At 43.7% G+C, this 15,949-nt stretch carries 13 protein-coding genes and 3 tRNA genes; all 16 read left to right on the top strand.

Annotated features, from left to right (window positions below; all coding sequences use genetic code 11):
• Nucleotides 1-120 precede the first annotated feature (120 nt).
• The 16 genes from EO126_RS01540 to EO126_RS01465 all read left to right on the top strand — a co-directional run bounded on the left by EO126_RS01540 (nt 121) and on the right by EO126_RS01465 (nt 15,487).
• The gene (locus EO126_RS01540; protein ID WP_006555864.1) at nt 121-912 is read left to right on the top strand and encodes a thymidylate synthase; all 792 of its coding nucleotides are present in this window, start codon (nt 121-123) and stop codon (nt 910-912) included.
• Nucleotides 912-1,403 (top strand): dihydrofolate reductase, encoded by a 492-nt coding sequence (locus EO126_RS01535; RefSeq protein WP_006555865.1) that lies wholly within the window; start codon nt 912-914, stop codon nt 1,401-1,403. The genes EO126_RS01540 and EO126_RS01535 overlap by 1 nt, the downstream gene beginning before the upstream one ends.
• Before the next feature lie 3 nt (nt 1,404-1,406).
• Complete coding sequence (locus EO126_RS01530; RefSeq protein ID WP_006555866.1) at nt 1,407-3,926, top strand: Tex family protein; 2,520 nt, start codon at nt 1,407-1,409, stop codon at nt 3,924-3,926.
• Nucleotides 3,927-4,073: 147 nt separating this feature from the next.
• Entirely contained in the window at nt 4,074-5,645 is a 1,572-nt protein-coding gene (cshA, locus tag EO126_RS01525; RefSeq protein WP_006555867.1) for a degradosome RNA helicase CshA, read from the top strand.
• Nucleotides 5,646-5,831: 186 nt separating this feature from the next.
• Entirely contained in the window at nt 5,832-6,251 is a 420-nt protein-coding gene (locus EO126_RS01520) for a Fur family transcriptional regulator (protein ID WP_006555868.1), read from the top strand.
• 226 nt (nt 6,252-6,477) lie between these two features.
• On the top strand, nt 6,478-7,314 hold the full coding sequence (locus EO126_RS01515) for a deoxyribonuclease IV (protein ID WP_006555869.1): 837 nt from the start codon (nt 6,478-6,480) through the stop codon (nt 7,312-7,314).
• Between the two features lie 96 nt (nt 7,315-7,410).
• Nucleotides 7,411-8,592 (top strand): exonuclease SbcCD subunit D, encoded by a 1,182-nt coding sequence (locus EO126_RS01510; protein ID WP_006555870.1) that lies wholly within the window; start codon nt 7,411-7,413, stop codon nt 8,590-8,592.
• Nucleotide 8,593: 1 nt separating this feature from the next.
• Nucleotides 8,594-11,677 carry an AAA family ATPase gene (locus EO126_RS01505; protein ID WP_006555871.1) on the top strand — a complete coding sequence of 1,028 codons (3,084 nt, stop codon included), beginning with the start codon at nt 8,594-8,596 and terminating at the stop codon, nt 11,675-11,677.
• Between the two features lie 144 nt (nt 11,678-11,821).
• Nucleotides 11,822-12,193: a VOC family protein gene (locus EO126_RS01500; RefSeq protein WP_006555872.1), complete on the top strand. Its 372-nt coding sequence runs from the start codon at nt 11,822-11,824 to the stop codon at nt 12,191-12,193.
• Nucleotides 12,194-12,342: 149 nt separating this feature from the next.
• Complete coding sequence (locus EO126_RS01495) at nt 12,343-13,044, top strand: tRNA threonylcarbamoyladenosine dehydratase (RefSeq protein WP_006555873.1); 702 nt, start codon at nt 12,343-12,345, stop codon at nt 13,042-13,044.
• Between the two features lies 1 nt (nt 13,045).
• Nucleotides 13,046-13,477 (top strand): peptidylprolyl isomerase, encoded by a 432-nt coding sequence (locus EO126_RS01490; RefSeq protein WP_006555874.1) that lies wholly within the window; start codon nt 13,046-13,048, stop codon nt 13,475-13,477.
• A gap of 90 nt (nt 13,478-13,567) precedes the next feature.
• Nucleotides 13,568-14,194: a hypothetical protein gene (locus EO126_RS01485; RefSeq protein ID WP_127007145.1), complete on the top strand. Its 627-nt coding sequence runs from the start codon at nt 13,568-13,570 to the stop codon at nt 14,192-14,194.
• Nucleotides 14,195-14,316: 122 nt separating this feature from the next.
• A complete protein-coding gene (gene speE, locus EO126_RS01480; protein ID WP_006555876.1) occupies nt 14,317-15,156 on the top strand; it encodes a polyamine aminopropyltransferase in 840 nt (279 codons plus the stop codon).
• Between the two features lie 95 nt (nt 15,157-15,251).
• A tRNA-His gene (locus EO126_RS01475) sits at nt 15,252-15,327 on the top strand.
• A 3-nt stretch (nt 15,328-15,330) separates the two neighbouring features.
• Nucleotides 15,331-15,405 (top strand) — tRNA-Gln (locus tag EO126_RS01470).
• Between the two features lie 6 nt (nt 15,406-15,411).
• A tRNA-Lys gene (locus EO126_RS01465) sits at nt 15,412-15,487 on the top strand.
• Nucleotides 15,488-15,949 lie beyond the last annotated feature (462 nt).

Here is a 15,949-nt window from a genome sequence, read left to right as displayed (position 1 = left end):
TTATTATATATTTTTTTATGACGTTGCCTGTAAGGTGTATCATTAAAAACGCCATTAGACTATTAGGCTACTAGACTATTACACTATTACACTATTAGACTATACACAAAGGAGACTATCATGAGCTCAGCAGATACTCAATACTTAGCGATTGTGGAACGCATTTTGAAGGAAGGTTATTATGCTAATAACCGCACCGGCATTCCTACCTATAAATTGCCTCACCAAATGATGCAGTTCGATTTGAGTAAAGAATTTCCTATTTTGACTACTAAATTTGTGGCTTTCAAAACAGCGGTCAAAGAACTCTTATGGATTTGGCAAAAGCAGAGCAATGATGTGAAAGAATTGCAGGGCATGGGCGTTCACGTGTGGGATGAATGGATGCGTGAAGACGGCACCATCGGTAAAGCGTACGGCTATCAGTTGGCTAAATACAAACAGGTGGATAATTTACTCCGCATGATTAAAGAAGATCCGCAGAGTCGCCGCATGATTGTTACCTTGTGGAATATTGAAGATTTGCCGGATATGGCTTTGCAACCTTGTGCTTATGAAACTTTGTGGGATGTTGAGGGCGATAAGTTAAATTGCATGCTCGTACAGCGTAGTGGCGATATGGGGCTAGGCGTACCTTTCAATATGACTCAGTATGCGACCCTTGTTTATATGATTGCTCATGTGAGCGGTTTAAAACCTGGGCAGTTTACCCATATCATCAACAATGCTCATATTTATGAAAACCATGTGGAAGCTTTGAAGACGCAGCTTGCTCGTCTGGAAGAGGCGAAACCGGCTCCGTCTTTGTGGCTTAATGACAAGGTTCAGAATTTCTATGATTTCACGGCGGATGATGTGAAATTGGAAGGATACGAACATTTGGGTAAATTATCGATGGAGGTGGCCGTATAATGTTAGCGATGATTGTGGCAAAAGCTAAAAATAATGTGATTGGCAAAGATAATCAGCTGATTTGGCATGTGCCGAAAGATTTGCAGTATTTTAAAAAACTGACTACCGGTCATGTTATCATTATGGGACGCAAGACATTGGAGTCGTTGCCGTTCTTGTTGCCAAATCGTGAACATTGGGTAGTAACTCGTCAAGCGGATTATCAACCACCTTATGAAGGGGTGCGTGTATTTACGTCGCCGGCGGAAGCGGCCGAAGAAGCAGCCAAACTGGACGTTGCTTATTGTATCGGCGGAGCTCAGATGTACGAATCTTTTATGCCTTATGCAGACGTTCTCTATGTAACGGAAATCGATCATGAGTTTGAAGGCGATGCGTTTTTCCCGACTATTGATTTAAACCTGTTTGAAGTGGTAGAATCAATACCCGGTGAAGTGGACGAGAAGAATCCTTGGCCATTCAGTTTTGTTACGTATCGACGGAAGGAGTAACCCATGTTGGAAAAAATGTCTCAATATATTGCGGCTGAATTAGGCGTTAATGCCTGGCAGGTAAAGGTAGCCGTTGAATTATTGGATGAAGGGAACACAGTTCCGTTTATCGCTCGTTATCGTAAGGAAAAAACGGGAGAATTAAAGGATGAACAACTTCGTGAAATCGAAGAACGCATTAAATATTTGCGCAATTTGGAACAGCGTCGTGAAGAAATTGTTCGGTCCATTACGGAACAGGAAAAAATGACGCCCGAATTAGCCACGGCTATTGAAGGAGCCATGAAACTTCAAGAGCTGGAAGATTTATATTTACCGTATCGCCCTAAGAAACGTACCCGTGCGTCCATTGCCCGTGAACGCGGGCTTGAACCGTTGGCTCAATTGATGCTCGATGATAAAACTGAAGATACAGCGAGCACCGTGGAAAGCTTGACGGCACCATTTATTACGGAAGACGTGTCTGATGCTGAAGCGGCGTTGCAGGGGGCTATGGATATTGTGGCTGAAGATGTGAGTGATCGTGCTGATTTCCGTGCCTATTTGCGTGATGCCATCTGGCGTCAAGGTAAAGTAAAAACTGTTATGACCGGTGATGAAGAAACGGCTGAAACCGATGAAGTGCGTCAGCTTTTCCTTCATTATGCCGATTATGAAGAACCGATTCATCAGATGCCGTCGCACCGTATCTTGGCTATTAATCGCGGCGAAAAATTGGGTGCCCTCAAAGTATCGTTGACGGCACCGGATGAAACCTATATTGATTACATGGTAGCGGCCTTGCCTGAAACGGGCGTAGCTGCTTTAAAAGAATATAAAGCCATTGCCGTAGCGGATGCTTATAAGCGTCTTATTTTCCCGGCCATGGAACGTGAAATCCGTAAGACTTTAACGGAAAATGCCGATGAACAGGCTATTAAAGTATTCGGTACTAACCTTCGCAATCTCTTATTGCAACCGCCTTTGGCCGGTCATGTTATCATGGGGCTCGATCCGGGCTATCGCATGGGCTGTAAAATGGCGGTTATCGATGTACAGGGGAATGTGCTCGATCAGGGGATATACCATTTGACATCCGGTGAACGCGGCAAGGAAGCGGCTAAGAAGGATATGGTAGCATGCATTCGTAAATGGAAGGTTACCTTGTTATCCATCGGTAACGGCACGGCTTCATACGAAACGGAACAATTTGTTTCCCAGTTGATTGAAGATGAAAAACTGGATTGCCATTATATTATTACCAATGAAGCCGGGGCTTCGGTGTATTCCGCGTCTAAATTGGCTATCGAAGAATTGCCGGATTTGGACGTATCCATTCGAGGGGCTGTATCCATTGCCCGTCGTGTCCAGGATCCGTTGGCGGAATCGGTTAAAATTGATCCTAAATCAATCGGGGTCGGTCAATATCAGCATGATGTTAATCAGAAACAGCTCAGTGAAACCTTGGACCAAGTGGTGGAAACCGTGGTAAACCATGTAGGGGTAGAGCTCAATACGGCATCACCGGCTATTTTGGAACATGTGGCCGGGATATCCGCAGCGGTTGCCAATAATATCGTAACGTACCGTAAAGATAACGGTGCTTTTAACAACCGCAAGGAATTGTTAAAGGTTAAACGATTGGGGCCGGCGGCTTTTACACAATGTGCCGGGTTCTTGCGTATCAAAGACAGTCAGAACCCGCTCGATAATACACCGGTCCATCCGGAATCGTATGATTTGGCGGAAACCATCATTAAAAATTTAGGTTTTACTTTGGTTGAATTAAATGACAAAGCGAAACTGGCTGATTTTCATACCAAGCTGGCCTTGGTGAATGCGGAAGATGTGGCTAAAGAATTGGATGCCGGTGTACCGACGGTGCGCGACATTTTAGAGGCCTTGGCTAAACCGGGGCGCGATCCGCGTGAAGATTTACCGGCACCGATGACTCGTAAACACATTATGAGCCTTGAAGATGTAAAAGTCGGTACCGTAGTAAAAGGGACCGTACATAATGTTGTGGACTTTGGTGCCTTTGTTGATTTCGGCTTAAAGGTTAATGGTTTACTTCATCGCAGTGAGTTCTGCCGCCGTAATGAACACCCGTCAGATGTGTTGGCGGTAGGCGATATCATTGAAGCGGAAATAATTTCCGTTGAGCCGAAACGGAATCGTATCGGTTTATCTATGAAGGCACTGCGCGATAAAGAAAAAGCGGCAGCAGCTGTGGCAGCCGGTGATGATTCAGCGCAGCGTAATCACAATCGTCGTGACAGTCAAGGCGGTGAATGTCAAAATCGCGATAGTCAACGTGGTGATTCGCGGAATCGTGATAACCGTAACGGTAATCGCAACGGTAATCGCAATGACAATCGAAACTGTAATCGTAACGGCAATCGAAACCGTAATCGTAACGGCAATCGCCAAGACGGTGGCAATCAAAATCGGAACCGGAATCAGAATAATAATCGCCAAAAACGACATGAACCGGCACCATTTGAAAATAATAATATAATAATCGTATATAGTAAGAAAAAGTAAGATAGTTTTTCATAAAGATAGCTGAATTGGAAAAAATTGACATTCTAATTTGGCTATCTTCTTTTATCTGTGTTATAATATTAGAATACGCCGACGAATAATAGACGAAAATAAGATTGATTTACATAAGGAGGACTCATATAGTTCATGCTTGAAAAATTTGAAGAATTACAAATTAGCGAGCCCATTTTACGGGCTTTAAATGATATGGGGTTTGAAGAACCTACACCGATTCAGAAGGAAGCCATTCCGGTTGCCATGAGCGGCTTAGACATGATTGGCCAGGCTCAGACCGGTACCGGTAAAACCGCTGCTTTCGGTATCCCTGCTTTGGAACAGGTTGATGAACATCTTCGAGCCGTACAGGTTTTAATTTTATCGCCAACCCGTGAATTGGCTATTCAAGTAGCGGAAGAGCTCAACAAAATGGCACAGCACACCCATATTCAGGCCTTGCCTATCTACGGCGGTCAGGATATTCAGCGCCAATTCCGCAGCTTGCGCAAAAATCCTCAAATTATCGTCGCAACCCCGGGTCGTTTAATGGATCACATGGAACGCGGATCCATCAATTTTGATAATGTAAAAGTAATTGTCCTCGATGAAGCGGATGAAATGCTTAACATGGGCTTCATCGATGACATTAATAAAATTTTGGCAGCCGTACCGGAACAACGCCAGACATTGTTGTTCTCCGCTACCATGCCGCCGGCCATTCAGACATTGGCTGAAAATTACTTAAAAGAACCGCGTCTCATTCGCATGAAACCAACGCAGGTTACTATGGACTTAATCGAACAGTACTACATCGAAGTACAGGACCGTCAGAAGTTCGATTTACTTTGCCGTTTGCTCGATATGCAGGCACCTGAACTTGCTATCGTGTTCGGACGTACGAAACGCCGTGTCGATGAAGTAACCGAAGGTTTGAAAAAACGCGGTTATATGGCTGAAGGTATTCATGGTGATTTATCTCAGCAAAAACGCGACAGCGTAATTCGTCAGTTCCGCGAAGGTACCATCGATATTTTGGTAGCTACCGACGTAGCAGCCCGCGGTCTCGATATCAGTGGCGTAACTCATGTATATAACTATGACTTGCCGCAAGATCCGGAAAGTTATGTTCACCGCGTGGGCCGTACCGGTCGTGCCGGTAAAGCCGGGATGGCCAATACCTTTGTTATCCCTCGTGAAATGGAACATTTACACGCTATTGAACGTTTGACTAAACGTAAAATTGCCCGTCGTAAAGCACCGTCTTTGGGCGAAGTGTTGGAAGGCCAGCAGAAATTGGCTGTTCAAAGCTTAATTGATATGGCTGATGATACTGAAAATCTTAAAGAATATCGCGCCAGTGCGGAAGAATTATTAAATGATTTAGATTCCGTAACTTTAGTGGCTGCGGCTATTAAATTATTGACTAAAGAGCCGGATACTACGCCGGTTAATATTACTGAGGAAGCTCCGTTACGTGTTCGTAAAAAACGCTCCTTCGGTAAAGACGGCCGTCGTCGTGACGGTCAGCGCACTTCCCGCGGTTCCGATCGTCGTGGTGATCGCCGCAATGGTGAACGCAGTTTCCGCGATCGTAACGGTCTTGATGATTCCCGTCGTTCCGGCGGCAATCGTTCCAAACGCCGTAATCCGGAAGGCCAAGGTCGTCGTGGCGGCCAGGAAGCACATAAGAGCGGTGCCTTCAAACCGTATTTCAAAGACTAATCCTGCTGTATATAATTAGATTTGATAAGCGGTTATCTTGCCAAAGTATACTAAATTTGCTATAATTAATTAACCAATAATTGTTATTGGTTAGAGTTAAATTTTTAACTGAGCAACTTAGCTATAGGCAACGTGCAAAGTTGCACGAAACACTATTAAATCCGAGTGGAGAGAGGATTGATTGCTATGGATATTGCACAAAAATTGCGTTCCGAAGGTTACAAAGTAACCCCTCAACGTATTGCGATTTACCAAGTGCTTTATGGTCAAAATGAGCATCCGACGGCGGAAATGATTTATCAAAGTTTGCGCCAAGATCATCCTAGCATGAGTTTAGCAACCGTATATAAGACGATGGAAATTTTTGAAAAAATCGGTCTTGTAAAAGTTCTTGATATTGGCGATGATTCCAGCCGTTACGACTGGGATACTCATAACCACCCTCACATGCGTTGCAGCATATGTAATCGCATTGATGATTTACACGATATGAACATGGAAGATACCTTAGCGGAAGTGGAAGCTTTGAGTCACTACAAAGTGACCGGTCAGCAAATTACGTTCGAAGGTATTTGCCCGGATTGTCTGCGTAAAGGAACCCATTAAACAAAAAGAGCCGCAAGGCTCTTTTTTTGTTGCATAAATAGACTTTTGCAATAAGAGTTTGCTATGAACTTAGAATTTAGTCATGTAATTAGAAATTTGTTATATAATAAATGTATTAGTATAAAAATCATAGGTTAAGTTCCGATGTTTAACGGCGTAAAAAGCAGACCGGTGAATGGGGCTTGAATATTGTATATAGAGTCATTAATTAAAAAGGAGAGTTTTCATGTTAACTATCGGATGTCATTTATCAATCAGTAAGGGGTATTTGCATATGGGGAAAGAGGCACTGAGTTTAGGTGCCAATACGTTCCAATACTTTACGCGGAATCCTCGCGGCGGTAAAGCACGTACTTTTGACGAAGCTGATATGAAGGCATTGGAAACATTCATGGCGGAACATAATTTCGGTAAGATTTTGGGGCATGCACCGTATACGTTGAATGCTTGTGCAGCCGATCCGTCACTTCGTCAATTTGCCAAAAACATGATGCGTGAAGATTTGGAGCGTTTGGAATTTTTGCCGAATCAATTATATAATTTTCATCCCGGCAGCCATGTCAAGCAGGGTGTCGATCAAGGCATTGAATATATTGTAGAGGCACTTAATGAAGTGATGTTTGAAGGCATGCATACAACGGTATTGTTGGAAACCATGGCCGGCAAAGGCACCGAAGTGGGGCGTACGTTTGAAGAAATTGCGCGTATTATTGATGGCGTGAAATTGAAGGAGTATATCGGTGTCTGCATGGATACCTGTCATATCCATGAAGGAGATTATGATGTAATCGGTGATTTGGACGGAGTCATTGATTCATTTGACAAAATTGTAGGGCTGGACAGTTTGCATGCGATTCATTTGAATGATTCCAAGAATCCGCGTGGGGCTCACAAAGATCGTCATGAAAAAATCGGTGAAGGTCATATCGGTTTGGAAGCTATCACGAACATCATCAATCATCTGGCTTTGCGTAATTTACCGTTTTATCTGGAAACCCCGAATGAATTGGACGGATATGCGAAAGAAATTGCCTTGTTAAAAAGCGTGTATAAAGAAGGCTGATGCGTAATTTTTAGATGCGTAATCGGCGCGAAAATATTGTGCATATTTAGATGTGCATATATTTTATTTTTAGGTGTGGTCATACAGAGGGTTACTATGCGAATATTACATACCGGGGACTGGCATTTGGGGCGTATTTTCTATGCGCATCATTTAACAGATGACCAGGCATATGTGTTAGAAGAACAGTTTTTTAAATTATTGAAAGCGGCAAAGATTGATGTCGTTGTGATTGCCGGCGATGTGTTTGACCGGGCGGTACCGCCGGTGGAAGCCGTTGCGTTATGGGATATGGTGATTACAAAATTAGCCAAGGATTATAAAATTCCGGCATTGGTTATCGGCGGTAATCACGATAGTGCAGAGCGTCTTGATATGGGGCGTGATTTGTACTCAGACTCCGGTGTGCATGTATGGAGTCGTATGGATCGCAGTTTGCAGCCGCTCTATTTGGAGGACGGTTATGGCAAAATTGCTTTTTGTCCCATGCCTTTTGCGGAGCCACGTACGCTGCTGACTCATTTGTTGGAGACCATATCGGCTGAAGAACAGTTGGAAGAATGGCAGGATTTAGCTGTTGCGTTTGGCTCTACCTATGCAGCATGGGCCGATTATTTACGCCGTCAGGTGCCGGAAGGAATGCGCACGGTGGGGATTGCTCATGCCATGGTAGCGGGCAGTCTTACCAGTGAATCGGAGCGACCTCTTGTTATCGGCGGCAGTGCTAATGTGGGGACGGATGTATTTGCACCTTTTAATTACACAGCGTTGGGGCACATTCATCGGCCACAGCGTATGGGTGCCGAGCATATCCGTTACAGCGGCTCGCTCTTGAAATATTCTTTTGACGAAGCCAATCATAATAAATCTTTCACCATTGTTGACATGGATGCAGTCGGTGCTTGCCAAATTGAGCAGGTATCTGTTGAGGCAAAGCATGATGTAGTCGTTATTAAAGGGCTGTTCAATGATATTTTGGAAGATAAAAAACTTCATGAGGCGCACAAGAATAACTATGTACAGGTTGAATTGGCCGATACGTCGCCGGTGATTGACGGCATGGCGCGCTTGCGGGAGGTTTTTCCGTATGCCATGTCCTTGGAGCTTACGGGACGCATGAAGGCTGAAATGACGAGCTATAATGAGGTGAAATACAAAGAATTATCGGAGCATGAATTGTTCGAACAATTTGCAGCGACGGTGCGTAATGAGCCCTTGTCTGAAGAAGAGAAGGAATTTATGAACTCTCTTTGGCAGCGATTGATTAAGGAGGACTGACATGAGACCATTAACATTGACTATGACGGCATTCGGTCCTTATGCGGAAACGGTTCACTTGGATTTTGCCGATTTAAAAAATCAGAGTCTGTTCCTCATTACGGGACCCACCGGGGCGGGTAAAACAAGTATTTTAGATGCTATGGTATTCGCTTTATTCGGAGAATCCAGCGGCGGTTTACGTGAAGGTACGACCATGCGCAGTGATTATGCGTCGGAGGAGACGCTGACGGAAGTGTGCTTTACCTTTGCTGTCGGTGACAATTGTTATAAAATTACGCGGAGCCCTAAACAGAAGGTTAAGAAAAAGCGCGGCGAAGGGTATCGTGAACAAGCGGCGGTGGCTCAGCTCTCTGTTCTTGAAGATGGTAAATGGCGTGAATTCAGCAGTCGTTCCAATGAAATTAAGGAGAAAATCGATGAAATTATCGGTTTTCGATTGGACCAATTTTTACAAGTTGTTTTATTGCCGCAAGGGGAATTCCGTAAACTCTTGGTTGCCAAAACAGCAGAGCGTGAAGCCTTGATGCACACCTTGTTTAATACCGCTATTTATACCCGCTTGCAGGATTTATTAAAAGAAGAGTACGAAAAAGTATCCAAATCGTCTGAAGATGTGTTAAATCGCCAGCGATATTTGTTGAGCGGTGAAGATGTAGTAACCGAAACGGATTTATGCGAAAAAGCGGCGGCCGCCAAAGTGGCACAGACGGAAGCGACAGTCGTATTAATAGAGGCACATAAGACGCAACAGCGGATTGTAAACGATTATGAATTGGGCGAAAAACGTCGCTCTTTGACGGCTGTGATAGCTGAAAAACGGGCTGTGTTGACAGAATTCATGAAAGAATCGGCTGCGATTGAAGCAACTCGAAAAACATTAGCGCGTTTGGAACAGATTGCCCCTATATTGCAAAAAGAAATGCAACAGCAGCAATTGATCGCTAAAGTTAAACAAATCGACGCTGATTTACAAACGGCGTTTAAACTTAAAGATGATTTGGTGACAGAAGGTAAAACGTTGGCCGAACAAAAAGCTTCATTGGCCGAACGGAAACCTTTGAGTGAGACATATCGGTTAGATATTAATAAGGCTTCGGATATTCAAAAACATTTTGATGCTATAGCAAGCATTCAGCAAGACATAGCAAAACTGGCCGAGCAGGCAAAGGCAGCGAAAGCGGGCCTGCAGGCACAAAATGCACTGCTAACCGAAAAAACGGAAGAAGTTAATATCTTAGCACAGAGTTTAACGAGCCTTCAGACAGAAATAGCCGGTCAAAGTTCATTGATGAATGATTGGGAAGCTGTTATTGGTGCTGTTCAATTAGGGCAGCAGGCGGTAAAACTTTTAACCGATAGAGAAACAGCTAAACTCCGTGATTCCAATGCCCGTCATGCTTATGAGCAGGCAAAGCAAGCTGAAGAGTTGGCTTTGTCGGAACGAAATCATCGGGAGTATCTGCGTGAACAGTATGCTGCGGCCGGTTTGGCCGGAGCCTTAAAGGAACATACACCTTGTCCTGTTTGCGGCTCAAAAGAGCATCCTCATAAGGCAACCTGGCCTGAGGACTATAAGGAAGATGATGTGGCGAAGGCTGAAAAAGCTTATAATGATGCGATTAAGTTGACATCAAAGCAGGCGGAGCGTAAGGTAACCACGGCAACGCAATTAAAAGAAGCCGAGGAAGCGGTAATTAAGAGCTCTCAAGCGGTGACCGAATGGTTAGCCAATCATAGAGGTCTTGGCATACAAACGGCTGAGGCTAATGCGTTTTTAGGTGAAGCAGAAACGGCCAAAACAATTCTTGATAATCGACGTAAAACACTAGCCATCAAGGAAACTAAGGCCCAACAGCTGAATAAGGAAGTGACGGAAATTAACAAAGGCATGGAAATACTTCGTCACGCTTTACAACAAAAGGAAGAGCAACATCAGCAAACGTTGCACGCGTTGTCCGGCAAGCGATCTGCCTTAGAATTACACCAAGAAGCGGTTAAGGAAATTGACCGGGCAAGTTGGGAAAAAGAGCTGCAGCAAAAAATACAGTGGCTTACTTCGTATGACAATGAAAAGGCGGGCTTTGATGAGACAGAACGGGATTTCTTGCAGCGGCAAAGTTCAAATAGTACGAATATTATTAATTGGCAAAAGCAGGAGCGGGAAACCAATTCGGAGCTGGCTGATGTGGCGCAGTTCATTTCGGAAGAACTAACCAAGTGTCAATTGACGGACGAAGACGTAGCCGATTTGCGCCTTAAAGTTGCCGATAAGTCAAGCTTGTCAACACAGGTACATGATTTTGATACGGCCGTCAATAGGGAGAATACCCTGTTAAAGGCAGCGGATGAAGAATTGCAGGCTTTGGCTGAACCAACTGAAGCAGTGACGCTTGAGATGAAAGAAGCAGCTACGGCTGCTTATGAAGAGGCCGTGCGTCAAGAAACCTTGGCTTCGGAAGTCGTTCGGCATCTTGATGAAGTTTTAACGGAATATGCAAAACTGGTGGCTGACAATAAGGCAATTATGGAGCGGGTTGATTTTATTTTTAAGCTCCATGATTTGGCCAGCGGTGGCAATTCGGGGCAGAAGGGGGTCACTTTCGAACGGTATGTATTAGGCGCTATTTTGGAAGAAGTAGTGGTGGCCGCCAATGTGCGGTTGCGGCAGATGAGCCGCGGTCGCTATGAACTGCTGCGCGCCCGGGTTGAAAGCGTTAGTCGTGGTCATCGAGGCCTTGATTTGTCGGTGCTTGACACTTATACGGGCTATGAACGACCGGCCAATACTTTGTCCGGAGGGGAAACGTTCCTCGCGTCCTTGTCACTTGCCATGGGGCTTGCCGACATTATTCAGGCTTATGCCGGCGGCATTCATTTAGATACAATTTTCATTGATGAAGGCTTTGGGACTTTGGATCCCGATACACTGGATATTGCCATGGAGACTTTGGTGGAATTGCAGAAGTCGGGCCGTCTGGTGGGGATTATTTCTCATGTGCCTGAACTTAAAGGCCGTATTCAGGCTCATTTGGAAGTAGAGGCTACTAATCGGGGCAGTACAGCGCATTTTATGGTGCCATAATCATAATATTAGTTCGTCATATAGCAATATATCGAGATTTGTGATACTATTAAATAGCAGTATTAAATATTTGTAACAGAAAAATATAATTTAAAATTAGAAGTAATTTATTTGTGTGTGTAGACGCTGAGAGGAGTTAATCACATGAAATTTAAAATGGTACATAACAACTTTAATGTACGAGATTTAGAAAAAAGCATCAAATTCTATGAAGAAGCATTGGACTTAAAACCGGGTCGTCGTATTGAACCGGCTGACGGTGCCTTCAGAATTGTATATATGGAAGACGGCGTTAGCGGCCATCAGTTGGAACTGACTTGGTTGCGTGACTGGGATCGTCCTTATAATTTGGGTGATAATGAATTCCATTTGGCATTCGTAGTCGATGACTATGAAGCAGCTTATAAAAAACATAAAGAAATGGACTGTGTAGTATATGAAAACCCTAATATGGGTATTTATTTCATCGCTGATCCGGACGACTATTGGTTGGAAATTATTCCGGCTGTGCGCTAATCTGAAATAGTCGTTTGCTTTGATGTTTTTTGACAGTGAAAATATAACTGTCATTAGAATTAAATGTCGCTGCCGCGTCGAAGCGGCAGCTTGTAGCAGTCACTTTGGTGACAGTCAGTAAAAAGTGTATTATTGATTGGAGTTTTTAAATGGAACATATGTTAACCCGCTTGGAATGGCTGGTAGGAAAAGAAAAATTAGAAAATTTAGGCACCAAATCGGTAGCTTTATTCGGCTGCGGCGGTGTAGGCGGTTTTGCCATGGAAGCTTTGGTGCGTACCGGCGTGGGGCGCTTGGTATTAATTGACGGTGATAAAGTTACGGTGAGTAATTTAAATCGCCAGTTAATTGCAACGCAGGAAACTATCGGTCGCCGCAAGGTGGAAGTGGCTAAAGAGCGTGCTTTATCGATTTGTCCGGATATGCAGGTTGATACCTATGATATTGTCTATACCAAAGAAGCCTATCCTGATTTTATCAAGGACATTAAGGTGGATTTCGTTATCGATGCGATTGACATGGTAACCGCTAAATTGGCTATTATCGAGACTTGTCAGGAATTGGGGATACCTTGTGTATCGTCCATGGGAACCGGCAATAAGATGCATCCGGAATTGTTGCGCATTTCCGACATCAGTAAAACCCATACTTGTCCGCTTGCCAAAGTTATGCGTCGTGAATTGCGCAAACGTGGCATTAAGAAGCAGACGGTCGTGTTCTCCACGGAAAAACCGATGACGCCTAATCGTGATGATGATTCTCGCAGCCCCGGCTCTTGCGGTTTTGTTCCATCCGTAGCGGGTCTTATGTTATCGAGTTATGTACTCCGTACATTGTTGGAGGTAGAATAGAATGAAAAAAGCGATTATCCATATGGAAAAAGGCGATATTACGATTGAATTATTTGAAAAAGAAGCACCCGGTACGGTTGCCAATTTTGAAAAATTAATCAAAGAAGGTTTTTATGACGGCCTTACATTCCATCGTGTAATTCCGGGATTCGTAGCTCAAGGCGGTTGTCCTAACGGCAATGGCACAGGCGGTCCTGGCTACACTATTAAAGATGAATTAATCGGTAATCCGCATAAACATGAACGCGGTGCATTATCCATGGCCCATCGCGGTCCGAATACGGGTGGCAGTCAGTTCTTTATCGTATATGAACCACAGCCTCATTTGGATGGTGTTCATACCGTATTTGGCAAAGTAATTGAAGGCATGGATGTAGTAGATGGCATTCAGCAAGGTGACCGTATGGTTAAGGTTGAAGTTGTAGAAGACTAATTTAATCGTAGGTCTATGTATGGAAGGTCACTATTACAAATGATTTTAGATTTTTAATTTAAGTTGATGTAATAGAGGATTGAGAAATATATGGAGAGCTTGACACTCAAACATCTTGAATGGTTGCAGGTGAAAAAAGACGGCCGTTTTTCTTACGGTTATAATCAAGAATGGTATCGTGATGATTGGCAACGTTTATCCGGTTGCGGTCCTACGACGGCGACGCAGGTAATCAGCTATGTACAATTTCGCGACGGTTTATTGGATAGTGCTGCCAGTGCTGACGGGGAAGCAGCTTTGGAACGTATGGAGGAAGTATTCCAATATGTGCGCCCTCGTTTTGGCGGCGGGCTCTATAAGACGCAATGGTTCCATGAAGGTTTAAATGACTATTGTGAAAAGAAAGAATTGCCGTATACCGTTAAGATGATGGGAGTATATCCTTTTGCCGTTTGTCGCCAACCGTTACAGCAGGTAATGAATTTCATCAAACAGGGTCTTGGCAGTGATTCACCGGTAGCTTTTTTGAACCGTCATCGCGGCCATGAACAGGGACTTTCCACATGGCATTGGGTTCCTATTGTAAAATTGATGGAAAACAATGACGATGTACGTTGCGTTGTGTATGATGAAGAAATTGAACGCATTTTCTCGCTGAAAAAATGGTTGCAAGACACTATGTTGGGCGGCGGTTTTGCTTATGCGGTGCGTAAATAATTGCGTGCATTGTAAGTGATGCACTGTGAGTAAGTAATTACGCAATTTACAGGATGAGTTCTCAATTTGGCTACATTGATTAGGTATGGTTAGAGGGTATTAATCGGCTTAGGAGGTTACCAATGGCAGATTGGATTACAGAAAATCAGTCCGCTCATTTGAAATTGAGTGCAGAAATTGATAAGGTTTTATATTCCGGGCAGTCGGAATTTCAGAAGATTGAAGTGGTTCACAGCTTGGAATACGGCACTATGTTGTCTTTGGACGGTGTGTTCCAAACATCGGAACGAGAAGAGTTTATTTATCATGAAATGATGTCTCATGTACCGTTGTTCTTGCATCCTAATCCAAAACATGTATTGATCATCGGCGGCGGCGATGGCGGTGTAGCCAGAGAATGTGTACGTCATGATTGTGTAGAAACTGTTATGATGATTGAAATCGACGGCAAGGTAGTAGAATTGGCTAAAGAATATTTACCGACTATTGCTGACGCTATGATTCGTAAAGATCCTAAATTAACGGTTACTATCGGTGACGGTATCGGCTTTATGGCGCAAGCTGAAAATAAATACGATGTCATCATTGTTGACTGCTCCGATCCAATCGGTCCGGGCGAAGGTTTGTTTACCGATGAGTTCTATGCCAATACCTATAAAGCTTTGAAAGAAGACGGCCTTTTTGTACAGCAGACGGAATCGCCTATGATGCATCAGCCGTTAGTTGAAAAAGTATTCGGCTACGTATCCAATCATTTCCCGATTGCTCGTCTCTATACGGCTTTTATTCCTATTTATCCGACCGGCATGCATTGCTTCACCATGGGCTCAAAAAAATATGATCCATTGACTTGGGAAGCTAATCGTGAACAGACGTTTACAACTAAATACTATAATGCAGGGATACAGAAAGCGGCTTTTGCTTTGCCGAATTTTGTAAAAGACTATTTAATTAAAAAATAATAGTTTAATTAAAAATAATAGTTGACAGTATCCCTTGTAGAATGATACAATATCATTCGTTACGGGGGATACTTTCCTCTGTATGTTCCACAGTGGTGGGTATGGTGAAGCGGTTAACACGGCGGATTGTGGCTCCGTTACGCGTGGGTTCGATCCCCACTACTCACCCCACTTAGGGGCGTCGCCAAGTGGTAAGGCAATGGACTTTGACTCCATTATGCGCTGGTTCGATCCCAGCCGCCCCTGCCATTACATGACTCATTAGCTCAGCTGGCAGAGCACCTGACTTTTAATCAGGGTGTCCCGCGTTCGAATCGCGGATGAGTCACCATCTAAAAGCATCGTCATTGCGACGATGCTTTTTCTATACTTTACTTAGTACAACTGCTAATAAAACTTTAATATTTATCTGTGTTTGTGTATAGATGAAATTCACTGTAATTAAACTGTAAAGCCTGTATTTATGCGGTTTTGTAGGTGGTGGTGTAAAAATAGTAAAAAAGTTGTAAAAAAGTGGTTGACATAATCCTCTATCACTGATAGAATGATTAAGTCGTCAGGCGATACTGAATAAAAACCTGACACGCAGATCTTTGAAAACTGAACAATATAAGGTAATCATTTTTAACGAAATGAACATAGCCAGAGTGCGGGTTTCAACAACGTTGAAACCAACCAAATAAATTCTAGTCACTAACTTCGGTTAGAGACAACAACGAAAACGAGCTAGCAAATAGCTCCAAGATATCTTGGAGAGTTTGATCCTGGCTCAGGACGAACGCTGGCGGCGTGC

The sequence above is a fragment of the Veillonella seminalis genome (assembly GCF_003992065.1).
In the GTDB taxonomy this organism is placed as follows: Bacteria; Bacillota; Negativicutes; order Veillonellales; family Veillonellaceae; genus Veillonella_A; species Veillonella_A seminalis.
This window is presented reverse-complemented; position numbering and strand designations above follow the sequence as displayed.